Raw genomic sequence first — 22,107 nt, 5'->3', positions numbered from 1 at the left:
ATCCTCCCCTCGGGGCGCGCGCCGTACCGCGGGCGGTGGACGCGCGGGCGAGGTTTGACCCCCCGTCGATGTGAGCACTGTCATGTGTCTGTCGGCAGAGCTGGAGGAACGGTGACCCGTCCGCGATCAGGCCTGCGGCGGCGCGTCGCCGTCCTGGCGACCGCCCTCGTCCTCGCCGTCACCGGCCTCACCGTCGGGCAGGCCGCGCAGGGTGCCCCGGCTCCGCAGCTTCCCCAGCTCGCTGTCGACGGCATCTACGTCACCGGCATCTCCTCCGGCGGCTACATGGCCAACCAGCTCCAGGTCGCCTACTCCAGCCGGATCGACGGCGCGGCCGTCTACGCCGCCGGCCCCTACTGGTGTGCCATGGGCAACGTCGCCGTCGCCCTCTACGCCTGCGCGGACTCCACGCTGCCGCGCGACCTGTCCCTGCAGTACGCCAAGACCGCCGAGTACGAGCGCCAGGGCAAGATCGACCCCACGGCCAACCTGGCGAGCATGCCGACCTGGCTGTTCCACGGCAGCCAGGACCCGACGGTCGAGCGCCCGGTCGCCGACGACCTGGCCGCCTACTACCGCCACTACGGCACGCCGCTGACCTACCAGGACGGCGTCGACGCCGGGCACGGCTGGATCAGCCCGCTCGGGCCGGTCGACTGCGCAGCCACCGCGGCGCCCTACGTCAACGACTGCTCGCCCTATGACGCCCAGGCCGAGTCGCTCGAGGTCATGTTCGGCTCGGTCAAGGCGCCCAACACCGGCAACCCCCGCGGCACGGTCACCGAGTTCTCCCAGGACCCGTACGCGGTCCCGCCGTCCCTCGGCGTCGGGGACGTCACCCGCACCGGCGCGGCCGCCATCGGCATGGGCGCCACCGGTTACCTGTACACGCCGACGAACTGCACCGGCGGCGCCTCGTGCGAGGTCGTCGTCGCGCTGCACGGCTGCCAGCAGACCGCCGAGCAGATCGGCCGGACGTTCGTCGAGCAGTCCAACCTCAACGCCTGGGCCGACACCAACCGCTTCGTCGTCCTCTACCCGCAGGCCCGGCCCGACCCGCTGCTCGGCAACCCCAAGGGCTGCTGGGACTGGTGGGGCTACCTCGGCCCCGCGGACGTCGACTACGCGACCAAGCGCGGCCCGCAGATGGCCACCGTCATGAACATGGTCACCGCGCTCGGCGGCTGAGGGACGGCGGTCAGGTCAGCCCGGGCAGGTTGACCACGATCGCCTCCTGGCTGCTGCGGGCGATGATGACGACGGCCTCCTCGTCGGTCGGGTTCTCCTCGCGGTGCGGCGTGTGCGGCGGCACGAAGACGTAGTCACCGGGGGAGGTGGCCAGCCGCACCTCCGCGCCGTCCTCCGCGAAGACGAACACCGGGTGGCCGCGCAGCACGTGGATGGCGGTCTCGGAATCGCCGTGGTGGTGGTCGCCGGACGACGTCCGTGGGGCGACGTGCGTCTGGCCCATCCACACCCGCTGGGAGCCGACCGTCTTCGCCGACACCGCCTCCCGCCGGTCCATGCCGCTGGTCTGCCCGGTGTCGCCGGTGAGGTCGCCGGCCCGGATGTGCCGCAGCGGCTGGTGCCAGTCGTCGGCGTGCTGCTCGCTCATGGCCGTCAGCCGACCCTGCCGCCGGGCCCGCGTCAAGCGGCCGGGGGGATCGATCCGGCGCGGGAGGTCCCAGGACGGCACCGTCCGTGACAGCCTCTGCGGAGCTCCGCACGCCGCACTCCGGGGGAACGTTGCCGCACCGCTCCACACCGACCAGCCGGGCCTGACGCCGTGTACCGCCTCGACGGCCGGCTGGTGCTCAGCCCCAGCGACCTGACCCGCCACCAGGAGTGCACCCACCTCACCGCGCTCAACCTCGCCGTCGCCGACGGCCTCCTCGCGCCCCCGGCCGAGGGGGTGAGCGACCAGACGGTGCTCGTCGCCGACCTCGGCATCGCCCACGAGCTGTCCTACCTGGAGTACCTGGAGCAGCAGGGGCTCAGCGTGGCCCGACTGCAGGGCAGCCGGGACGAGGCGGCGACGGTCGAGGCCATGCGCGCCGGCGTCGACGTCGTCCACCAGGCGACGCTGTTCGACGGCCGGTGGGGCGGGCAGGCCGACTTCCTGCTGAAGACCCCGACACCGTCGGCGCTGGGCGGGTGGTCCTACGAGGTCGCCGACGCCAAGCTCGCCCGACGGGTCAAGGTGCCCGCGCTGCTGCAGATGGCCACCTACGCCGACCGGCTCGCCACGCTGCAACGCCTCCAGCCACGGCGCATCCACGTCGTCACCGGGGACGGCGCGCAGCGGCCGTGGCGGCTGGTCGACGTCGCCGCCTACGCCCGCCGCGCCCGCGGCCGCCTCGAGGTCTTCGTCGGCGACGTCCCGCCGACCGCGCCGGTCCCGGTCAGCCACTGCGACCAGTGCACCTGGGCGCCGCGGTGCTCCGCCGAGCTCCGGGCCGACGACGACCTGAGCCTGGTCGCCGGCATGCGCCGCGACCAGCGCGCCGCCCTCCGCGGCGCCGGCATCGCCACCCTCATCGCGCTCGCCGAGGCCTCCGACACCGCCCTCAAGGAGGCGGGTCTCGGCCGGGCCGCCCGCACCCGGCTGCGCGACCAGGCCCGCGAGCAGCTGCGCGGCCGGCAGGCCGAGCGGCCCACCCGCACGCTGCTGCCGCCGCTGCTCGCCCAGGGCCTGCTGCGACTGCCCGAGCCGAGCCCCGGCGACCGCTACCTGGACTTCGAGGGCGACCCGCTGGCCGGCGACGGCCAGGGGCTGGAGTACCTCGCCGGCCTCGGCGACCGCGCCGGGCGGTTCACCGCGCTGTGGGCGCACGACGCCGCCGAGGAGCAGCGCATGGTCACCCAGCTCGTCGACCTGCTCGTCGCCGCCTGGCGGGCCGACCCGCGCATGCACGTCTACCACTACGCCGCCTACGAGGTCTCCGCCCTCAAGCGGCTCACCGGGCGGTACGGCGTCCGCGAGGCCGAGCTGGACCAGCTGCTGCGCGCCGGGCGGTTCGTCGACCTGCTGCCCGTCGTCCGCCAGGGGATGCGGATCAGCGGGGAGTCGTACTCGATCAAGAAGGTCGAGGCGTTCTACGGCCGCGAGCACACCGGCGACGTCGCCGACGCGATGGGCAGCGTCGTCGAGTACGAGAAGTGGCTCGCCGACCGCGACCCCGCCCGGCTGCACGCCATCGAGCGCTACAACCAGGACGACGTCGACTCCACCCGCGAGCTGCACGACTGGCTGGAGACCCAGCGCACCGAGCTGGCCGCCCAGTACGGCGCGCTGCCCCGCCCGGCGGCCGCCGAGGTCGCCGCCCCGGCGCCGGGGTCGGACGCCGAGGCCGCCGAGTCCGCCCTCGTGGAGCGGCTGCGCGACGCCGGGCACCCGCTGCTCGGCGACCTGGTGCAGTGGCACCGCCGCGAGGCCCGCCCCGGCTGGTGGGAGTTCTTCGCCCGGGCCGACCTGGAGGACGAGCAGCTCGTGGAAGACCGCACCGCCCTCGGCGGCGTTTCCGGCGGCTTCGAGGTCGGCGCCGACAAGCGCAGCAAGCTGTACGAGTTCTACTTCCCGCCGCAGGACACCAAGCTCTCCGTCGGCTCCCGCGCCGTCGACGTCGACACCCGCGTGCGCATCGGCGAGGTGCGCGAGCTCGACGCCGCCGGCGGGCGGATGGTGGTCAAGGCGGCCAAGCCGCCGGCGGCTGCCCGCGGGCTGGGCCCCGAGGGACCGATCGACGACCGGCCGTTGCGCGAGGCCATCGCCGCCACCGCGGACGACGTCCTCGCCGGCCGGCCCTGCCTCGGGCAGGCGCTGCTCGATCGCGTCGTCCCACCGGACACCCGGCGGCTGCCGGGGGAGGAGGCCGGGGACGCCGTCGTCCGGCTCGGCCGGGCGCTGGACGGCCAGGTGCTCGCCGTGCAGGGGCCGCCGGGCAGCGGCAAGACGCGGGCCGCGGCGCGGCTGATCCGCGCGCTGCTGGACGCCGGCAAGAAGGTCGGCGTCACCGCGACCTCGCACGCCGTCATCGGCAACGTGCTGCGCGCCGTGGAGCGCCCCGCGCTGCAGAAGTGCGACGAGCACCAGGCCTGCGGCGCGCCCGGGGTGGCCTGGTCCCGGGACTCCGCCGACGTGGCCGCCCAGCTGCTCGACGGGACGGCGACCCTCGTCGGCGGCACCTCGTGGTTCTGGGCCCGCCCAGACCTGGCGCAGGCCGTCGACGTGCTCGTCGTCGACGAGGCCGGGCAGTTCTCGCTGGCCAACGCGGTCGCCGTCGCCCGGTCGGCCCGCTCGCTGGTGCTGCTCGGCGACCCCCAGCAGCTGGCCCAGCCGACCCAGGCGGTGCACCCGGGGGAGTCGGGGCTGTCCGCGCTGGAGCACCTGCTCGAGGGGCACGCCACCGTGCCGGAGGACCGCGGCGTCTTCCTCGACCGCACCTACCGGATGCACCCGGCGCTGACCGCGTTCGTGTCCGACCTGGCCTACGAGGGGCGGCTGGAGTCCGCGGCCGGCCGCGAGCGGATCGCCGTCGACGGCTGGGCCAGTGGGCTCGCCGTCCGCTTCGTCGCGCACACCCGGCCCGCGGCGGCCGTCTCCGACGACGAGGCCGCGGCCGTGGCCGGGGTGTGGCAGTCGCTGCAGGGGGTGGGGTGGACCGACGCGGACGGGGAGCGGGCGCGCATCGGCCCGGACGACGTGCTGGTGGTCGCGCCGTACAACAACCAGGTCGGCGCCGTCCGCCGGCTGCTGCCCGGCGCGCGGGTCGGCACCGTGGACCGCTTCCAGGGCCAGGAGGCGCCGGTCGTCGTCTACTCGATGACGTCCACGTCGGCCGAGGACGCGCCCCGCGGCGTCTCCTTCCTGTACGACCTGCACCGGCTCAACGTGGCGGTGTCCCGGGCCAAGGCGCTGGCCGTCGTGGTCATGAGCGAGGAGCTGCTGGACGCCGCCGTCCGGACGCCGGAGCAGCTGCGCCAGGTGAACGCGCTGTGCCGGCTGGTGGAGATGGCCACCGTCGTCCGCTGAGCGCGGCTCAGGTCGGCAGCGGGAAGACCAGCAGCGAGCCCGACGCCGTCGCGACCACCCGGCCGGCGGCGTCGGTGACCTCGCCCTCGGCGAAGGCGACCCGGCTGCCGGGCTTGACCACCCGGCCGACCGCGCGCAGCGGCCCGCTGGTCGCCCGGACCGCGCGCAGGTAGTTCACCTTCAGCTCGATGGAGGTGTACCCGACGCCCTGCGGCAGCGTCGTGTGCACGGCGCACCCGACGACGGTGTCCAGCAGCGTGCACACCAGGCCGCCGTGCACCACGCCGATCGGGTTGTAGACCGACTCGTCGACCGCGCAGCCGAACTCGACCATGCCTTCCTCGATCGCGTGCACCGACATCCGCAGCAGCGTCGCGATGGGGGGCGGGGGCAGCCGGCCGTCGCGGATGGCGCGCATCGCGTCCAGCCCGCTCAGCCCGGCCGCGCCGGCCGCGGTGACCATCGGGTCGTACCACTCGACGCTGCGCGACCGGCTGGCTCCCCAGCTCTCCTGCGGGGTTCCCAGGTCGGTGGTCGGGGTGTCGGGTGTCGTCACGGGTCCTCCTTCGGTAGCAGCCCGAGCAGCGTCCGGCCGGCCGGGGTCAGGGTGGGGCGGGCGCCGGCCAGCGGTTCGCCGCAGGTCCGGCAGGTCCAGGTGCCGTCGACCGGGTGGTCGCCGTGGCCGGCCGTGTCGTGGTGCAGCCGCACCGCCGGCCGGTCGGCCGCCCAGCGCTCGCCCCAGAGCAGCAGCGCCTGCAGCACCGGCACGAGGTCGCGGCCTGCGGGGGTGAGGCGGTAGCCCGAGCGCGGGGGAGCGGTGCTGTACGGACGCCGCTCCAGGACCCCGGCCGCCACGAGGGCGGTGAGCCGGGCGGAGAGCCGGTCGCGCGGGGCGCCGGTGCCGCGGGCGATGTCGCTGAAGCGGTGGTTGCCCAGTGCCACCTCGCGGACGGCCAGCAGCGCCCACCGCTCGCCGACCAGCTCGAGCGCGGCGGCCAGCGAGCAGGGGCGCCCGGGCAGGTCCGCCACCCGCACGGGCCCGCCGGCGGTCTCCACGGCGGTCAGTTTGGATGTCCAACCGACTCGAGGTCAAGGAGTGTCAGAGCCAGGCCTCGACCTCGTCCAGCTGCTCGTGGGTCAGGCCCAGGCGCAGGTCCGGGGCGATGACCAGCACGTGCCGGTTCGCCGCCAGCCACTCCCCGGTGTCGGCTGCCTGCTCGGCCAGGTCGTCGTCGACCCACACGACCCGCCGGTCCGGCTCCGCCTCCACCACCGCGCGGGCGGCGGTGAGCTTCCACCAGCCGGCCCGCCCGCCGAGCGACCCGGCGAACCCGGTGGGGGCCGCATCGTCGCGGGCGTGCGTCACCAGCCCGCGGGGCAGGCCCATCGGCTCGGCCAGCAGCCGGTCGGCGTCCGTCGTCCAGGTGGTCAGCCACTGCAGCTCCACCCGGCCGGACTCGTGCAGTTCGCGCAGCCGGGCGGTCACGGTCGGGTCCCAGGTCAGCACGTAGCCGTTGAACCGGCCCCGCTCCCAGCCCTCGGGCAGGTCCGCGCGGGCGGCGTTGAGCACGCCGTCGACGTCCAGCAGCAGGATCGGACGATCGGTCGTGGCCATGCCGGTCCTCCGGGTACTGGCGGGGTGCTGTGCTACCCGATCACACCCGACTCCGAGGTGCTGTGCGCCGGCGGCCGGTGCCGGCGCTGAGGGGCGCCGTCCCGGGCAGAGGACGGATGCGCGGTACCGCTTTGGTATCATCGGTTCCATGGCGATGACCCTGCGGACCGACGACGAGCTCGAGCGTGCGCTGACCGTCCTCGCGGCCGCCGAGGGGACGTCACGCCAAGAGGTCATCCGGCGAGCCGTCCTCGAGCGGTACGAACGGAGCGGGCACGCTGCACGCGTCGAGGAGAGCTCGGCCCGACAGATCGACCGGTGGGGGGACGTGCTGCACCGGCTCGGCACGGTGTGAGCGAGGTCGAGTACCTCGATCTCGACGACCTCCTCGGCCTCGTCCGTGCCCTGCAGGCCGGTCCGGTCCGGGACGTGGGTCTGCTGGACTCCGCAGCTGGTCGACCCCGGTCCACGGCGTTCGGGGAGGACGCCTACCCGACGCTGCCCCTCAAGGCCGCGGCCCTGCTCCACTCACTCGCTCGGAACCACACGCTCGTCGACGGCAACAAGCGGCTGGGCTGGCTGGCCACGGTCGTCTTCCTGGACGTCAACGGGCACCAGCCGGACGTGACCGACGACGAGGCGTTCCAGCTCGTCATGGACGTGGCCGCCGGTGCGGCCGACGTCGAGGAGATCGCCAGCCGGCTCTGCGTCGTCCGGAGCTGACCTGCACGGTCAGGGCGGCGGCTGGCCACCGCGTCCCCGAACCGCGACGTGATCTCAGCCAGCACCGCACCGCCGGTGCCCTCCGGCGCGTGCTCGACCGCGTCGTGCAGCAGCCCGGCGATCGCCTGGTCCTCGTCGCCGCTGTGCTCCAGCACCAGGGCGCTGATGCTCACGAGGTGGCTCAGGTACGGCACCTGCGATCCCGTGCCCAGCTGCCCGCGGTGGTGCCCGGCGGCGTACCGCAGCGCGGCGTCGTAGCACTCGGACAGCGGTCCCGAGCCCATCGCGTCCCGGGCCGCCAGGGACGTGCCCGTGGTGGTCATCGGTCCTCCCGCGTGGCGCCGTCGAGCCGCTGCAGTGCGGCGGTGAAGCTGTCGTTCCACAGGCCCAGGTGCTCCCACCGCTGCGCGACGTGGGCCGTGGCCTCCTGCACCGACATCCCCTCCTGGCGGACCAGCCAGCCGCGCAGCACCAGCCCGGTGCGCGACGCCCCGCCGTGGCAGTGCACGAGCAGCCGGTGGCCCTCGGCCCGCAGTGCGGCCATGTCGTCGAGGACGTCGGCCAGCACCGCCTCGACGTCGGCGTTGGCCTCGCTGTCGGCGAGGTAGGCCATCCGGTGCACCGGGTGCGGGAACGGCTCGCCCAACCGGCACAGCGAGATGACGGCGAAGTCCTCGTCGCTGTGCCGGGCGCCGTCGAGGTTGCCGGCCCAGATGCCCGGCAGCACCTCCCGCGGGCCGATCCGCGGGATCACGCCGGGGTCGTAGCTCTGCTGGGCGCCGCCGTCGAGCGCGGCGGCCAGCTGCTGCAGGTCGGCCAGCCGCCACACGCGGTCGCCGTGGCCGGGCACCCGGCCGTGCACGGCCGACGCCCAGCGGACCGGGATGCCGCCCATCCCGTACACCGCCCCGGCCAGCCCGCCGGTGACCGCGGCGACGGTGTCGGTGTCCCCGCCCAGGTCGACCACCCGGCGCAGCACGGCCTCGACGCCGCCGCCCTGCCGCAGCGCCCACACCGCCTGGCCCAGCGTCGGCCACACGGCGCCGTTGGGCTCCGTGGCCATCGACGGCGCCCAGTCCGGGGCCAGCACGGCCGCCCACCGGTCCCGGTGCTCCGGGGCGACGGCGTCCAGCGCCGCGGGGACCGCCGCGAGCGGGTCACCACCGTCCAGCGCCACCCGCACCAGCTCGTGGAACACCGCGCAGCCCTCGCCGGCCGACGGCTCGCCGTGGGTGAGCGCGGAGATCCGGCGGGCGGCGTCCATCGTGGCGTCGCGGCCCTCGCGGGCGAAGCGGATGGCCGCCGGCGTGGTCCGCATCAGCGAGCCGTTGCCGGCCGCGTGCCCCGAGCGGGCGACGTGCTCGGCAGCCGCGACGTCCCAGGACCGGCCCGAGCCGAGGACGGCGCTGGTCTGGTTCCCGATGTCCGGCGGGCCGGCGGCCGCCCAGGTGCGGAACCGGTCGAACAGGTCGGCCTCGTCCAGGCCGCCGCGCTCCAGGAGGGAGGTCGCGACGAGCAGCGCCATCTGGGTGTCGTCGGTGAACTCGCCGGGTGCCCGGCCCGACGACCCGCCGCCGCACATCTCGGTGCGCGACCCGCGGGCCGGTCGTGGGAAGCGGGCGGAGAAGGCGCCGGGCGGGCCGAACTCGAACGGCGCGCCGAGGGCGTCGCCGACGGCCGAGCCGACCAGCGCGCCGGCGGCGCGGGAGGAGCGGTGGATGCGCGGTGCCACGGCCGCCTCCGGTGTTCTCGACGTCGGCTTGAGAATACCACCGGTTACCGAGGTGTCCTCGGTTCTGAGCGCTAGCCTGGCGGCATGGCCAAGAAGCGGAAGCGGACGCTGCTGGACCACCCCCAGCCCTCGGTGGCGGTCGACACCGCCGTCCTCACCGTGCTGCCCCCGGAGCGCACCGGGCGGGGTGACGACCGCGGGGAGCTCGCCGTCCTGCAGGTCCGGCGCGCGGGCGGGCACAAGCGGGGCCAGTGGTCACTGCCCGGCACCTTCCTGCACGGGGGCGAGCTGCTCGCCGAGTCGGTGGCGCGGTCGCTGCGGGAGGAGGCCGGTCTCGGGGACGACGTGGTGCCGCGGCAGCTACGGGTCTTCGACGCGGTCGACCGCGACACCCGCGGCCGGGTGCTGTCGGTCGCGCACGCGGTGTGGCTGCCGCACGCCCGGCTCGCACCGGTGGTGGCGGCCGCCGGCGGGGGGCTGCGGCTGGTGCCGGTCGGCGAGGTCGGGCCGATGCCCTTCGACCACCCGGAGGTCGTCGCGGCGGCCGTCGCCCAGGGGCGCGCGGAGTACGCCGAGCGCGCCGACCCTGGCCGGCTGCTGCCCGACTCCTTCACCCTGCACGAGCTGTGGGTGGTCCACGACGCGGTGGCCGGCCACTTCGCCTCGACCGAGGACGCCTTCCGGCTGCGCGCCGTCCGGCTGCTCGAACCCTCCTCGGAGCTGCCGCGGAAGCCCGCCGTCGGCCGCCCGGCGCGGCTCTACCGCCGCCGCTGACCGCCGCGGGGACCTCACGCGACGGGGGGAGGACCGCAGCCCACGCCCTCCCCGCCGGCCCGTCCCGGTGCTCTGCTGGGCCCGACCGAGGGACACCACCGCATGGAGGGCGCCGTGACCGACCGCCCGGCCGGGCCGCAGCGGTGCACCGTCCGCGTCGCCGGTCACGCCGTGCACCCCACCCGGCTGCGGCGGCACCTGGACCAGGGCGGCGGTGCCGGTGAGCCGGTGGTCGTGCTGGGTGCCGTGGGCGACGTCGTCGTGCTCGGCCGGGGAGCGGAGCTGTGGCGCTACCGCAACCACGACCCCGGCCGGCTGGTGGCCCTGGCCGCCGTCCCGGGCTGTCGCGCCCTGCTCGACGTGCGGCACGGCCTGCTCGTGGTGCGCCGGGGGCCGCAGGACGCCGGGTCGGTCTTCTCGCTGCAACCGGCCGACCACCTGCCGCACCCCTGCGCCGCGGGCTGACCCGCCGGCCCGCCCGGCCACGACGTCGTGGCCGGGCGGGACCGGTCCGGGCGTCGGGTCAGGCGACCCGGCGGGCGCCGGAGTAGCTCGGCATCGAGTCCAGCGACACCACCTTGACGGTGGAGCCCCAGCTCGGCGCGTGCACGATCTGGCCGTTGCCGATGTACATGCCCACGTGCGAGACCGGGCTGTAGAAGAACACCAGGTCACCGGGCTGCAGGTCGGACTTCGCCACCGCGGTGCCGAACACCGCCTGGTCCCGCGACACCCGCGGGATGGAGACGCCGGCCGCCTTGTACGCGAAGCTGGTCAGCCCCGAGCAGTCGAAGGCGTTGGGGCCGGTGGCACCCCACGTGTACGGGTCCCCCACCTGGGCGAGGGCGGTGTCGACGGCGGTCTGCGCGGCGCCGTTGGGAGCCGCGACGGGGGCCGCCGTGACGACCGCTGCGGCGGGGGCGGTGCTGTTCGCCGACGCCGGCAGGGGGGCGAGGACGAGACCGGCACCAGCGACGGCGGTGACGGCGAGGGTGCGGACGGAGCCGCGGAACGAACGGCGCGAGAGGGTGGTGCGGGCAGTCGTCATCGACGACGGGTCTCCTGTTCTCCACGACCGCCTACCGGGTTAGCTGACGGGTTCGGACGGGGGAGTCGCCCGGCGCGACGGATCGCGCTTCACCCCAGTGCTGCGGTGGGTCCCCGGTCCGCGCGCCGGTCATCGACCGGCCCACGGTTCGGCGGCGTCCGGCGGGTGTCACCAGGGAGGCGACGAACGGCCCGACGGACGGCGCGAACGGTAGGTGGGGGGTTCCCGCTCCGACAAAGCGGACGGGGCCCTCGGGGGGCACTCCCGGTGTCGACCGCGACACGCCGTGCGGACCTGCGAGGACGCGGTGGATGACCATGGGGGCTCGTGGTGAAGCCCCAGGTCAGCGGCGTGTCGGGAAACTGGGTCGGGGGCGGAGCGTCCGAACGCGAGGTGACCACGGACTGACGGTGTGCTGCTGTCCGGAGTCGTGGTTGGGCCCTCCCGACACGGGGCAGAGGTGTCGCGAGGGTGTCCGCAGGTGGACGGCGAGAGGACGAGGACATGGCCGGGATGGTGCGCAGACTGCTGGTGTCGGGGATCGCGGCGAAGGTCGTCCAGGAGGCGAGCAAGCCGCACAACCAGGCCAAGATCAAGGCGTTCGTGACCCGCCTGGTCGAGCAGAACAGGAAGCCGGGAGGCGGCCGCGGCCCGGTGCGCTGAGCGCCCGGCGCAGGCCCTGACGGACACCCCCGCCCGCACCGCGGACGGGGGTGCTCGGCATGCTCGGGCACCGTGCTGCGCATCGCCGTGCTCGACGACTTCCAGTCCGCCGCCGCCGAGTTCGCCGACTGGTCACGGCTGCCGGAGGCCGCCGACGTCGTCAGCTTCCCCGACCACCTCGACGACGAGGACGCCGTCGCCGAGCGGCTGGCCGGCTTCGACGTCGTCATCGCCATGCGCGAGCGCACCCCCTTCCCGCGCGGCCTGCTGCAGCGGCTGCCGCGACTGCGGCTGCTGGTCACCACCGGCCCGCGCAACAGCGCCATCGACCTGGCCGCGGCGGCCGACTGCGGGGTCACCGTCTGCGGCACCGGGGCACACCCCACCGGCACCGTCGAGCTGACCTGGGCGCTCATCCTGGCCGTCGCCCGGCACGTCGCCGCGGAGGACGCCGGGGTGCGGGCCGGCGGCTGGCAGCACACCGTCGGCACCGACCTGGCCGGTGCCACCCTCGGTGTGGTCGGCCTCGGCCGCCTGGGCACCCGGGTGGCGCGGATCGGCGCCGCCTTCGGGATGGACGTGGTCGCCTGGAGCGCCAACCTCACCGCCGAGCGCGCCGCGGAGGCCGGGGTCCGCCGCGTGGCCAAGGACGAGCTGTTCGCCACCGCCGACGTCGTCACCGTGCACCTGGTGCTCTCCGCGCGCACCCGCGGGCTGGTCGGCGCCGAGGAGCTGGCCCGGATGAAGCCCACCGCGTTCCTGGTCAACACCTCGCGCGGGCCGATCGTCGACGAGGCCGCCCTGCTCGCCGCCCTGCACGAGGGCCGCATCGGCGGCGCCGGGCTCGACGTCTACGACCGCGAGCCCCTGCCGGCGGACTCCCCGGTGCGCACCGCGCCGCGCACCGTGCTCACCCCGCACCTGGGCTACGTCACCCGCGACACCTACGCGGTGTTCTACGGCGAGGCCGTCGAGGACGTGGCCGCCTTCCTCCGCGGCGCCCCGGTGCGGGTGCTGCACCCCGGGTGAGGCGGCGGGCGGTGGCCGACACCGGATCGCAACGGTCGGTCCCGGTTGGGCCGTCGCCGCCCGGGCACTCCTCAGGGGAAGCCGACACCACGAGCACAGGAGGCACCCCATGGGACTGTTCAGCGGAGCGATCAAGGCGGGTCTGGCCAAGAAGGTGGTCGAGCAGGCCCGCAAGCCGCAGAACCAGCGCAAGATCAAGGACCTCGTCGCCAACCTGACGAACAAGAAGGGCGGCGGCGCCCCCGGCGGCCGCGGCACCGGGCGGGTCTGACACCGGGGCCCGCGCCGGTCCGGCGCGGGCCCCCCGGTGCTACGGGCGGCCGGCGTGCGGGACGTCGACCCCGGTCGCCACCAGGACGGCCTCGCGCACCGGCGCCCGGCGGTGCTCCAGGAAGTCCGGCGCACAGCACATCAGCAGCGTGCGCCCGTCCTCCCCGCCGAGCACACAGGCGAAGACACCCATGCCCTCGGGCGCAGCGACCTCGTCGACGACCGCTCCGCCCGGGGCGATCCGCACCACCCGGCCACCGACCGCGTCGGCCGCCCACACGTGGCCCTCGGCGTCCAGGGTGCACCCGTCGGGTGCCACGACCAGCTGGCCGAGCACCTCCTCGGTCGTCCGGCCGGTGACCTCCGGCCCCAGGGACGCCCACACCCGCCGGCCGGACAGCGACCCGTCGCCGCCGAGGTCGAAGGCGGTGTACCGGTTGCCCAGCGTCTCGCCCACCAGCAGCGTGCCGCCGTCCGGCGTGATGACCATGCCGTTGGGGAACTGCAGCCCCCCGGCGGCGACGGACACGGTGCCGTCGGGGTCGACGCGCTTCAGCGACGCCGTCGCCGCGTCCCCGCCGCCCATCAGGTCGAACCCGAAGTCCCCGGCGAACACGTGCCCGCCCTCGGTGACCACCAGGTCGTTGAGGTGCCCGTCGCAGTGCTCGGTGAGGTCGGCGTGCGTGGACAGGACCCCGTCGGCGTGGCGCAGCACGCGGTGGTCCTTCATCGACACCACCACCAGCGAGCCGTCGGGCAGCCAGCCCAGCCCCGAGGGCTGCTGCTCCACCTCGACCACGACGGTCTCCGCGCCGTCGGGGGTGACCCGGCTGACGGTGTGCCGGTAGAAGTCCGACACCCACCAGCTGCCCTCGTGCCAGCGCGGCCCCTCGAAGAAGCCGCCACCCTCCAGGACCGTCCTGAGCTGCCGTTCCGCCATGCCCCGGACCCTAGACGTGACCGGCGCCACCCTCCGCGCGGCCGGTCCGGCGCGGGCCGGTGCCGTTTCCCCGGGTGATCACCCGGGCAGCCCCCCGCCGACCGGACCGACCCCCACAGTGAGGACGTGACCATGCAGGTCGGCTACAAGCTCGCCACCGAGGCCTTCCCCCCGGACGAGGTCGTCCGCCAGACCGTGCGCGCCGAGGCGGCCGGCTTCGACTTCGTCGAGCTCAGCGACCACTTCCACCCGTGGTTGGACAACCAGGGCCACAGCGCCTTCACCTGGTCCCTGCTCGGCGCCATGGCCGCGCGGACCGAGCGGATCGGGCTGGCCACCGGCGTCACCTGCCCGATGATCCGGTACCACCCGGCGATCATCGCCCAGGCCGCGGCCACGGTGCAGATCCTCTCCGGCAACCGGTTCACCCTCGGCATCGGCGCCGGGGAGCGGCTCAACGAGCACGTCGTCGGGGCCGGCTGGCCGGCGGTGCGCACCCGGCACAAGATGCTCCGCGAGGCGCTGGAGATCATCAAGCTGCTCTGGCAGGGCGGCTACCGGTCCTACGACGGTCAGTACCTGCAGCTGGAGGACGCCCGGGTCTTCGACCTGCCCGACCAGCTGCCGGTCATCGCCGTGGCCAGCGGCGGGCGCAACGCCTCCGCGCTGGCCGCCGAGTACGGCGACGGGCTGTTCGCCACCGAACCGCGGGTGGACCTGGTCGAGGCCTACACCCAGGCCGGCGGCACCGGCCCCCGCTACGCCGAGGTGCCGATGGCCTGGGCCCCGGACGAGGAGTCCGCCGTCCAGGCGGCGCTGGAGACCAGCCGGTGGGCACTCACCGGCTGGAAGGTGATGAGCGAGCTGCCCAACCCGGTCAACTTCGCCGCGGCCAGCGCGACGGTCTCCCCGGACGACATCCGCGGCCAGTTCTCCTGCGGCCCGGACCTCGACGCCCACGTGCAGCAGGCCCAGCCCTACGTCGACGCCGGGTTCGACCACATCGTGCTGCAGAACGCCGGACCGGACCCCGACGGCTTCCTCGACGCCTGCGAGCGCGAGCTGATCGGCCGGGTGCGGGACCTGACGCCGTCGTCCTGACGCCCGGCCGCCCGGCGTCCCGGGGCGGGGGGACGCCGGGCGGCCGCGCCGGTGCTCAGGCCACGCCGAGCGGCACCCGCGGGGCCGGGGTGTCCAGCAGCGCGCCCATGCCGACCAGCCGGAGCAGCCGGGCGGTGAACGGGGAGGCGCCGACCACCTGCAGCGTGCAGCCCCGCTCCTCGGCCAGCGCCGACCCCGCGGCCAGCACCCGCAGGCCCGCGGCGTCGCAGAAGGTGACTGCGGTGGCCTCGACGGTCCAGGCGCGGTGGCTGGTCAGCGTCAGGGCGTCCAGGGCGTCGGCGAGGCGGTGGGCGACCGCGCGGTCCAGCTCGCCGGCCGCGGTGATCCGGCCGGTCTGCAGGTCGATCGACAGGAGCAGCGGGCGGGGCCTGCCCGCAGTGGGCTCCTGGTACACCGGTCGTGGGTGCACGACCCCTCCTCACGGGGGAGCCGGGTCGACGGTCCCCCGCCGGACGGCGTCCCGCCTCCGTGTGTCCGGGCCGTTGGTTCGACCGACTACAACGCTAGCCACTGTCCATCCGACCGGCCAGCGTCCTCCGGAGTCGCGCGGCAGCGGACCGTCGTGACACGCGTGCAGGGCCGGCGGGCCGGACGCTTGCCGGGCAGCGGTCCGGGTAGGCGTCGTGCATGAGCGAGACGGACGGACAGGTCGGCAAGGTCGAGGTGGTCAGCGCCAGCACCGGGCAGATGGGGCAGCGCTACCTCGCCGCGGGGTCCCGGGTGGCCATGCGGCTGTGGGACGAGCAGCCGGAGAGCGAGGGCAAGCCCGAGGCCGCGCGGGAGTACGAGACGGTCGGCTACGTCGTCTCCGGGCGGGCCCGGTTGCGCGCGGAGGACCAGGCCCTGGACCTGGGTCCGGGTGACTCCTGGCTGGTCCCGGCCGGCGTGCGGCACACCTACGAGATCCTCGAGGCGTTCACCGCCGTGGAGGCCACCTCACCGCCGGCCGGCGAGGCCGGCCGGGACGCCCCGCCGGCCTGAGCGCGGGTCAGTCGTCCTCGTCGTCGTCCCGGCCGCGACCGCGGCCCCGCCCGTCGTCGTCCCCGTTCCCGTTGCCGTTCCCGCCGGCCGCCTCGGTCGGCGCCACGGGTGGCGGGGGCGGCGCGGGTGCCACCGGCGGAGGGGGCGGCGGGGGCGGGGCGACGGCGTGGGTGACCGTCACCGGCGTCCCGACCGCCAGGTCCCCGGCCGGCGCGACCGCGAGGACCTGACCGGCGGGGACGTCGGTGGTCTGCACCGGGCTGAGCACGACCGGCAGGTCCAGCCCGGCGAGCCAGGCCTGCGCCTGGGCCACCGGCCGGCCGACGTGGTCGGCGGGGTCGACCCGCACCAGGGGGGCCGTCGCGCGCGGCGCGGTCGGTGACGGCGGCGCGCTGCTCGTCGCGACGGCCGCCGACGGCGCGGGGGGCGGCGGGACGTCGCGGGACCCGAGCACCAACCCGGTGACGACCAGCGCCGAGGCCACCAGTCCGACCAGCACGGGCACCGCCAGCCGGCGCACCCGCCCGCGGTCGTCGTCCTCGCCGTCGGTCCCGTCCGTGGCGTCGGCGTCGTGGTCCGAGTCGTCCGTGTCGTCGGGCACGTCACCGCCGGGCAGGCCGGGGACGACCGGGTCGGCGGGCGCGGCGACCGGCAGCGTGCGGGTGACCGGTTGCTGCGTGGGGACGGGGGGCAGCACGCGGGTCGCCGTGCGCCCGTCCTCCGGCTCCGGTGACCCCGGCAGGGAACCCGCGGCGGCGCCGGCGACCGCGGCGGCCAGCGCGGCGCCGTCCGCGATGCGCGCGGCCGGGTCGGTGGTCAGCATCCGCTCCACCAGGCCGCGCACCGGCGCGGGGACGTCGGCGGGCAGCGGCGCGGGCTGCTCGGACAGCCGCTGCAGCGCCACCTCGACCGCGACCGGGCCGTCGAAGGGACGGCGCCCGGCCAGGCACTCGTAGGCGACCGTGCCGCAGGCGTACACGTCGGCGGCGGGGGTGGCCTTCTGCCCCTGCACCTGCTCGGGCGCGAGGTACTGCGCGGTGCCGACGACGTGGCCGGTGCGGGTGACGGTGGCGTTGGCCGCCGACCAGGCGATCCCGAAGTCGGTGATCTTGACGACGCCGTCCGTGCGGACGAGCAGGTTGGCCGGCTTCACGTCGCGGTGCACGATCCCGCCGGCGTGCGCGGCGGCCAGCCCGGCGGCGACCTGGCCGAGCAGCTGCAGCGTGCGCTCGGGGGTCAGCCGTCCCTCGCGGGCCAGGACGGCCGACAGCGGCTCACCGTCGACCAGCTCCATCACCAGGTACACCAGCCGGTCGCCGCCGGGCGCGGCCGGCTCCACCTCGCCGTAGTCGTGCAGGACGGCGACGTTCGGGTGGGTGAGGCCGGCCGACAGGCGGGCCTCGGTGCGGAAGCGGGTGAGGAAGACCGGGTCGCCGGTGTACTGGCTCTTGAGCACCTTGACGGCGACCGTGCGACCGAGCACCCGGTCCTGGGCGCGCCACACCTCACCCATGCCCCCGGTCGCGATCGACGAGGTGAGCTCGTAGCGGTCCTGCAGGACGTCCCCGGCCGACGGCATGCTCAGGTGGGGCCGACCGGGAGGACCCCGGTGGTGTCCGTCGTGAGGTGGGCGACGGTGTGCACGCCGGGTCCCCTTCCGCCTGCGGGCTGCCTCGCCACCCGGGTCGCACCTGCGTCGACGACCCGACCCGTCCGGATGGTCCGGACCGGGCCGGACCGGGCCCTCGGGCGGCCGGCGCCGAGCGTACGCGGCGGACCTGGTGCCGCGGCCGTCCCGCGCCGCCGCGCCACCGCGGTCCCAGCGGGCGCGGGGGAGGTCGCGGCCGGGGAGGGCGGGCCTCAGCCGTCGCGGCGGAAGCGGCGGCGCAGGGCGTCCCCACCGCGGCTCCGGGCCAGGGACGCGGCCACGTCCGCGGGCCAGCCGTCGTCGACCAGCAGCAGCTCCAGGCGCCGGCCGAGCACCCGCTCCACCTCCGCGGCGGGCAGCTCGGAGCCGAACACCACCTCGCGCAGCGCCCAGCCCTGCCCGGCGCGCGGCCCGCCGGCCACCGCGGCGGCCAGCGCCTCCACCCCGGCCGCGTCCAGCCGCAGCGCCGCCCACCGCAGCGCCGCCGGCAGAGCGGACGCCGGCACGACGCCGTCCAGCCGGGCCAGCCAGCCGGGGTCGGCGACCAGCAGGTCCCCCAGCAGCGCGCCGTGCCCCGCCGTCCAGCCCGCGGCGGTGCGCCACTGGGTGACCAGCGCCTCGCCCACCACCGGCGAGCGGGTGGCCAGCACCGCCAGCTCCCAGGTCCGGTCGGTCAGGGCCAGCAGCGGCAGGTCGACGCCGAGGTCGAGGGCCTGCTCGACGAGCTGGCCGCTCGCGCGGTCCAGGCGGGCGATGCGGCGGCCGCGGCGCACCTCGGCGGCCAGTGCCCGGCACAGGTCCCGTGGGCCGACCGCGGCCACCTCGACGGCGACCTCGGCCGGGCCCGCCGCCTGGTCGAACACCTCGTCCAGCAGCGCGCCCAGCACCCGGTCGCGGACCAGCCCGGCGACCGCCGGCCACCGGTCCACCGCCGCCCCCAGCGCCGCCTCGGCCGGGGCGCTGTCCGCCGCGGCGGCCAGGGCCGCGGCCGCGTTGTCCCCGCGGGCCAGCCAGCCCGGCGCGGCCGAGGACTCCAGCACGCTCGCCACCTGGTCCGGGGACAGCCGGCCCGCGTCCAGACCGGCCCAGGTGCCGGCGAACAGCCAGGTGTCCAGCCGGCGCAGGTCGGGCAGGTCGTCGGGGGCCAGCTCGGCCCGGCCGGCCGCCTCCAGCAGCGCGGCGGCCCGCTCGGTGTCCTGCCGCCCGGCCGGGACGGCTGCCGGTACCTCGGCGAGCCGGACGACGACCGGGGCGGTGTCGCCGTCGTCCCCGCGGGTGCCCGCGTGCAGCGACACCCCGGCCACCAGCGCCCGCGGCAGGACGGCGAACAGCACCTCGGCCACCTCCCGCCCCGCGGCCGTCCGCGCGGGGAGCAGGCACTCACCCCTCCCGGCGGCGAGGGTGGCCAGCAGGCCGGCCAGCGCCGGGGTGAGGGCGTCGACCTCGTCGGGGTCCAGCGCCGGCACCCGGCGGCCGGCCGGCGCCACCCGCAGCGGCGGCAGGTCGGCCCGGGGGGAGGAACCCTCGGGCAGGGCGTCGAGGAACCGGCCGGCCCGGCGCAGCGCCAGCAGGTCGCGCGGGCCCAGCCGGCCGCTGCCGTCCCACAGCAGGTGCACCAGGTAGTTGCCGGGGCGGCCGAAGCCGTCGGCGGCGGCCGCCACCGAGCGGTGCAGCACCCGCCCGCCGGCGCGGGAGTGCACCCCGTAGGCCTCGCCGTCCACCGGCGCGGAGCCGACCAGCGCGCCGAGCGCGGTGCGGGTGCGGCCCACCTCGGCCGGCCAGTCGGCCGAGTGCGCGTACACGCCGAACCCCGGCCCCTCCAGCGTGCGGCTGGCCGAGGTGTACAGCGCCTGCGGGCAGGCCCGCCCGCTCACCGGGCCCACCCGCTCACCAGGACCACCCGCTCACCAGGACCACCCGGCGCGTGGGCCGGTGTCCAGCTCCTCGGGGTCCAGCCCGTCGGCGGGCAGCAGCCCTGCGCGGGCCAGCAGCACCAGCAGCGGGTCCAGCACCCCGACCGGGGCGATCCGCGGGTACCCGCCGTCCCGCGCGTCGGCGCCGGTGGCCGACACGGCGTGCACGGTGGGCTGCGGCAGCCGGTGCAGCAGCGCCGTCAGCAGGTTGGACCCGCCGCTGACCTCCAGGAAGTCGACCAGCCGCGAGCTGGACGAGCGGACCTCGGCGAACCACTGCGCCAGCGGCACCGCCCGCAGGTCGGGGTCGCGCAGGGTGGCGGCCGGGAAGTCGGGCACCGCGCGCAGCTTGTCGGCCTTGCTCAGGACGACGGCGGTCGCGACGTCGTCCAGGTGCGCGTCCGGCGGCAGGTTGCGGGCCGCGCGCAGCACGGTGGCCAGGTTGACCACCATCTGGGTGTGCCGGGCCAGGCCGATGGCGTCCTCGCCGGGGTCGGCCACCGAGCGCAGCCGCGGGAAGACGCCGGGGGAGAGCACGACCAGCAGGGAGGACGCGGCGTAGAGGAAGCGGCCGTACTGGCCCATGTCCTCGCTGCGGTACAGCTGCTCGCCCGAGGCGTCGAAGAAGACCAGGTTCACCGCGCCTCCCGCGCCGGTGCCGCGCAGCACCAGCACGAACGGGTCCGGCGAGCTGCCACCGCCGAGCAGCGGCAGGGTCAGCGGCAGCTGCTGGCGCTGCACCAGCAGCCGGTAGCGGGAGTCGTCGAAGCGGGCCGCGCTCTCCTCGTCCATCTCCACCGAGATGCCGAGCGGGGCCAGCGCCCCCTCGTGCAGCAGGTCGATGAGCACGGTCAGGTAGGTGCTCTTCGACGCGCCGGTCAGCCCGACCAGGCCGACGACGAGGGTGGGCCGGTCCAGGTACTCCGGCGGCAGCCGGTGCCCGCGCGGGCAGGTCGGCACCACGCTGGCCGCGGCCGCACCGGCGGCGTCCCGGGCGGTGGGCGCCGGCAGCGGGTCGGCGCGCAGCGGGTCGACGAGCCGCTGCCAGCGGCTGCGCCGCTCGACCGGGGGGCGTGCGGGCGCGCCCGTGACGTCGCGCCACACCGGCGCGGTGAGCGGCTCCAGGCAGCGGGGGCAGACGCGGCGGCGCGTCGTCAGCGGCATCGTCAGCGCACGAACAGGACGAAGAAGACGACGGTGCTCAGCGCCAGCAGCGCCAGCAGCACCGCGCGGCGCTCCCGGAACCGCTGGCGGCGGGCGTCCCGCTGCTGCTGGGCCAGCGCGCGCTCGTACAGGCCGGACACGGGGATCCTCCTCGGGGGCGTCAGAAGGCGGCGGGTCAGGAGACGGCGGGTCAGAAGACGGCGTGGAAGGCGACGGCGAGCACCAGCCCGATGACCAGGCCGAGCAGCACCACGACAGCGGCCGCGGCGGCGAAGCCGGACCAGGTGTCGGCGACCGCGCGCTCCACCCGCGCCAGCCCCTGCCGGGCGGTGTCGGTCACCGTCCCGAGGGAGGGCAGGTCACGGGTCGGCCTGCGCGGGTCGCCGTCGGCCGGGTCGGTGACCAGCCGGCGGGTGCGCTGCTCGACCTGGCGGGCCAGCCGGTCCACCGTCGGGCGGCGCTCGGGCAGGAAGCGCAGCGCCTGCTGCACGCTGTCGAGCAGGTCGCCCGGCACCCGGCTCAGGTCCAGCCGACCGGCGCGCAGCGCCAGGTAGTAGTCGGAGTCGGGCAGGGAGTCGTCGGGGTCCACCGGGTGCACCCCGCCGGCGGCGAAGGCGACCACCAGGCCCCAGCTGTAGACGTCGCTGGCCTCGCTGAGCACCGCCCCGGCCAGCTGCTCGGGGCTGGCGAACAGCTTGGTGCCCAGCGCCGCCATGCCGGAGGTGACCGTCCCCGACGGCGGCTCGGGGCCGACGTAGCGGCTGATGCCGAAGTCGACCAGCCACACCTGGTCGCCGCAGATGATGATGTTGCCCGGCTTGACGTCGCGGTGGACGACGCCCGCGGCGTGCACGTCCCGCAGCGCCGCCAGCAGGCCGAGGGCGATCCGGCGCAGCTCCCCGCCGGTGAGCCCACCGGCGCGGGCGGCCATGAACTCGTCCAGCGGCGTCCCGGGCACGTACTGCTGCACGTAGTAGGGCGCGTCGGCGGTGAGGTCCCGGTCGACGATGCTGGCCACCCGCGGGCTGGTCACCCGGGCGGCGTTCTCCACCTCGCGCGCCAGCCGCCGGCGGGCCAGGTCCGGGGCGGCCTCGGGCAGCCGCTTGATGACCACCAGCGCGCCGTCCTCGCCGGCCGAGCCGACGAACACGTCGGCGCCCTGACCGCCGCGCGGCAGCCGGCAGATCAGGTGGTAGGGGCCGATGCGGTCGGGGTCGCCGGGTTCCAGCAGCCGGATCTCGCGGGTCCCGGCCAGGTCGGCGACCGCCCCGGCAGGGTCCAGCGCCTCGTCCACGCGGTCGCACCTCCCCTCGTCGTCGGCGGCACCCCGATGCTGGGCCCCGTTCCTGGGGGCCAGGTGGGAGCCGGCCGTCGTCCGCCTGCCAGGGTGCCCGCCCGCCGGCACCGCCGGCATCGGGGAGGTCCCCCATCCGCCCCTGAGCCCGACCGGCCG

General features: G+C 76.2%; 24 protein-coding genes, 1 pseudogene and 1 riboswitch. Of the genes and pseudogenes, 11 read left to right on the top strand and 14 right to left on the bottom strand.

Translation table 11 applies throughout. The annotated features are described in order from the left end of the window. Nucleotides 1-111: 111 nt before the first annotated feature. Nucleotides 112-1,188, top strand: a complete 1,077-nt coding sequence (locus tag RTG05_RS14090; protein ID WP_166525637.1) for an extracellular catalytic domain type 2 short-chain-length polyhydroxyalkanoate depolymerase — start codon at nt 112-114, stop codon at nt 1,186-1,188. A 10-nt stretch (nt 1,189-1,198) separates the two neighbouring features. On the opposite strand, the gene RTG05_RS14085 is transcribed toward RTG05_RS14090, so the two are convergent. After that, nucleotides 1,199-1,615, bottom strand: a complete 417-nt coding sequence (locus RTG05_RS14085; RefSeq protein WP_166525636.1) for a cupin domain-containing protein — start codon at nt 1,613-1,615, stop codon at nt 1,199-1,201. 171 nt (nt 1,616-1,786) lie between these two features. Here RTG05_RS14085 and RTG05_RS14080 point away from each other — a divergent pair, with 171 nt between their 5' ends. Beyond that, nucleotides 1,787-5,032 carry a TM0106 family RecB-like putative nuclease gene (locus RTG05_RS14080; RefSeq protein ID WP_166525635.1) on the top strand — a complete coding sequence of 1,082 codons (3,246 nt, stop codon included), beginning with the start codon at nt 1,787-1,789 and terminating at the stop codon, nt 5,030-5,032. 7 nt (nt 5,033-5,039) lie between these two features. Here RTG05_RS14080 and RTG05_RS14075 read toward each other — a convergent pair whose 3' ends face one another. The 3 genes from RTG05_RS14075 to RTG05_RS14065 are packed head-to-tail and all read right to left on the bottom strand — an operon-like array spanning nt 5,040 to nt 6,647. Continuing rightward, complete coding sequence (locus RTG05_RS14075) at nt 5,040-5,588, bottom strand: PaaI family thioesterase (RefSeq protein WP_315911893.1); 549 nt, start codon at nt 5,586-5,588, stop codon at nt 5,040-5,042. Then, the gene (locus RTG05_RS14070) at nt 5,585-6,088 is read right to left on the bottom strand and encodes a winged helix-turn-helix transcriptional regulator (RefSeq protein ID WP_315911892.1); all 504 of its coding nucleotides are present in this window, start codon (nt 6,086-6,088) and stop codon (nt 5,585-5,587) included. The genes RTG05_RS14075 and RTG05_RS14070 overlap by 4 nt, the downstream gene beginning before the upstream one ends. A 43-nt stretch (nt 6,089-6,131) precedes the next feature. After that, nucleotides 6,132-6,647 (bottom strand): HAD domain-containing protein, encoded by a 516-nt coding sequence (locus tag RTG05_RS14065; RefSeq protein ID WP_166525634.1) that lies wholly within the window; start codon nt 6,645-6,647, stop codon nt 6,132-6,134. Between the two features lie 148 nt (nt 6,648-6,795). Between RTG05_RS14065 and RTG05_RS14060 the strand changes: the two genes are divergently transcribed. Together RTG05_RS14060 and RTG05_RS14055 are read left to right on the top strand one after the other, a co-directional pair. Next, entirely contained in the window at nt 6,796-7,002 is a 207-nt protein-coding gene (locus tag RTG05_RS14060) for a ribbon-helix-helix domain-containing protein (RefSeq protein ID WP_166525633.1), read from the top strand. After that, nucleotides 6,999-7,370, top strand: coding sequence for a type II toxin-antitoxin system death-on-curing family toxin (locus tag RTG05_RS14055; protein WP_166525632.1), 372 nt, complete (start codon nt 6,999-7,001; stop codon nt 7,368-7,370). Before RTG05_RS14060 ends, RTG05_RS14055 begins: the two co-directional genes overlap by 4 nt. A 32-nt stretch (nt 7,371-7,402) precedes the next feature. Here RTG05_RS14055 and RTG05_RS22390 read toward each other — a convergent pair. Then, a pseudogene (locus RTG05_RS22390) lies at nt 7,403-7,654 on the bottom strand (HD domain-containing protein); the annotation flags it as partial. 35 nt (nt 7,655-7,689) lie between these two features. Beyond that, entirely contained in the window at nt 7,690-9,102 is a 1,413-nt protein-coding gene (locus RTG05_RS14050; RefSeq protein ID WP_166525631.1) for an ADP-ribosylglycohydrolase family protein, read from the bottom strand. A gap of 84 nt (nt 9,103-9,186) precedes the next feature. On the opposite strand from RTG05_RS14050, the gene RTG05_RS14045 reads away from it, so the two are divergent. Then, a complete protein-coding gene (locus RTG05_RS14045; protein ID WP_315911891.1) occupies nt 9,187-9,876 on the top strand; it encodes an NUDIX domain-containing protein in 690 nt (229 codons plus the stop codon). A 114-nt stretch (nt 9,877-9,990) separates the two neighbouring features. Further along, complete coding sequence (locus tag RTG05_RS14040; protein WP_166525630.1) at nt 9,991-10,341, top strand: hypothetical protein; 351 nt, start codon at nt 9,991-9,993, stop codon at nt 10,339-10,341. A gap of 58 nt (nt 10,342-10,399) precedes the next feature. On the opposite strand, the gene RTG05_RS14035 is transcribed toward RTG05_RS14040, so the two are convergent. After that, on the bottom strand, nt 10,400-10,924 hold the full coding sequence (locus RTG05_RS14035; RefSeq protein ID WP_166525629.1) for a C40 family peptidase: 525 nt from the start codon (nt 10,922-10,924) through the stop codon (nt 10,400-10,402). A gap of 12 nt (nt 10,925-10,936) precedes the next feature. Continuing rightward, a riboswitch (cyclic di-AMP (ydaO/yuaA leader) is annotated at nt 10,937-11,088 on the bottom strand. Nucleotides 11,089-11,395: 307 nt separating this feature from the next. Here RTG05_RS14035 and RTG05_RS14030 point away from each other — a divergent pair. From RTG05_RS14030 to RTG05_RS14020, 3 genes are all read left to right on the top strand, one after another. Then, a complete protein-coding gene (locus tag RTG05_RS14030; RefSeq protein ID WP_166525596.1) occupies nt 11,396-11,587 on the top strand; it encodes a hypothetical protein in 192 nt (63 codons plus the stop codon). Between the two features lie 72 nt (nt 11,588-11,659). After that, nucleotides 11,660-12,616 carry a D-2-hydroxyacid dehydrogenase family protein gene (locus RTG05_RS14025; RefSeq protein ID WP_208104571.1) on the top strand — a complete coding sequence of 319 codons (957 nt, stop codon included), beginning with the start codon at nt 11,660-11,662 and terminating at the stop codon, nt 12,614-12,616. A 109-nt stretch (nt 12,617-12,725) separates the two neighbouring features. Continuing rightward, nucleotides 12,726-12,887, top strand: coding sequence for a hypothetical protein (locus RTG05_RS14020; protein WP_166525628.1), 162 nt, complete (start codon nt 12,726-12,728; stop codon nt 12,885-12,887). Between the two features lie 39 nt (nt 12,888-12,926). Here the strand turns inward: RTG05_RS14020 and RTG05_RS14015 are convergent, their stop codons facing one another. Next, nucleotides 12,927-13,826, bottom strand: a complete 900-nt coding sequence (locus RTG05_RS14015) for an SMP-30/gluconolactonase/LRE family protein (protein WP_166525627.1) — start codon at nt 13,824-13,826, stop codon at nt 12,927-12,929. 132 nt (nt 13,827-13,958) lie between these two features. On the opposite strand from RTG05_RS14015, the gene RTG05_RS14010 reads away from it, so the two are divergent. Next, a complete protein-coding gene (locus RTG05_RS14010; protein WP_166529149.1) occupies nt 13,959-14,927 on the top strand; it encodes a TIGR03557 family F420-dependent LLM class oxidoreductase in 969 nt (322 codons plus the stop codon). A 55-nt stretch (nt 14,928-14,982) separates the two neighbouring features. Here the strand turns inward: RTG05_RS14010 and RTG05_RS14005 are convergent, their stop codons facing one another. Then, on the bottom strand, nt 14,983-15,357 hold the full coding sequence (locus tag RTG05_RS14005) for an STAS domain-containing protein (RefSeq protein ID WP_166525626.1): 375 nt from the start codon (nt 15,355-15,357) through the stop codon (nt 14,983-14,985). Between the two features lie 218 nt (nt 15,358-15,575). Here RTG05_RS14005 and RTG05_RS14000 point away from each other — a divergent pair, with 218 nt between their 5' ends. Beyond that, nucleotides 15,576-15,929, top strand: coding sequence for a cupin domain-containing protein (locus RTG05_RS14000; RefSeq protein ID WP_166525625.1), 354 nt, complete (start codon nt 15,576-15,578; stop codon nt 15,927-15,929). A gap of 7 nt (nt 15,930-15,936) precedes the next feature. Here the strand turns inward: RTG05_RS14000 and RTG05_RS13995 are convergent, their stop codons facing one another. From RTG05_RS13995 to RTG05_RS13975, 5 genes are all read right to left on the bottom strand, one after another. Beyond that, nucleotides 15,937-17,508: a serine/threonine-protein kinase gene (locus RTG05_RS13995; protein ID WP_315911890.1), complete on the bottom strand. Its 1,572-nt coding sequence runs from the start codon at nt 17,506-17,508 to the stop codon at nt 15,937-15,939. 281 nt (nt 17,509-17,789) lie between these two features. Continuing rightward, nucleotides 17,790-19,451, bottom strand: coding sequence for a GAP1-N2 domain-containing protein (locus RTG05_RS13990; RefSeq protein WP_315911889.1), 1,662 nt, complete (start codon nt 19,449-19,451; stop codon nt 17,790-17,792). Between the two features lie 30 nt (nt 19,452-19,481). Continuing rightward, on the bottom strand, nt 19,482-20,654 hold the full coding sequence (locus RTG05_RS13985; protein ID WP_315911888.1) for a TRAFAC clade GTPase domain-containing protein: 1,173 nt from the start codon (nt 20,652-20,654) through the stop codon (nt 19,482-19,484). 2 nt (nt 20,655-20,656) lie between these two features. Continuing rightward, entirely contained in the window at nt 20,657-20,794 is a 138-nt protein-coding gene (locus RTG05_RS13980; protein WP_166525622.1) for a hypothetical protein, read from the bottom strand. 50 nt (nt 20,795-20,844) lie between these two features. After that, entirely contained in the window at nt 20,845-21,948 is a 1,104-nt protein-coding gene (locus RTG05_RS13975; protein ID WP_166525621.1) for a serine/threonine-protein kinase, read from the bottom strand. Nucleotides 21,949-22,107: the final 159 nt, after the last annotated feature.

This window comes from Geodermatophilus sp. DSM 44513 (genome assembly GCF_032460525.1).
Lineage (GTDB): Bacteria > Actinomycetota > Actinomycetes > Mycobacteriales > Geodermatophilaceae > Geodermatophilus.
The sequence above is the reverse complement of the archived record's forward strand: the minus strand, read 5'-3'. Positions and strand labels throughout refer to the sequence as shown.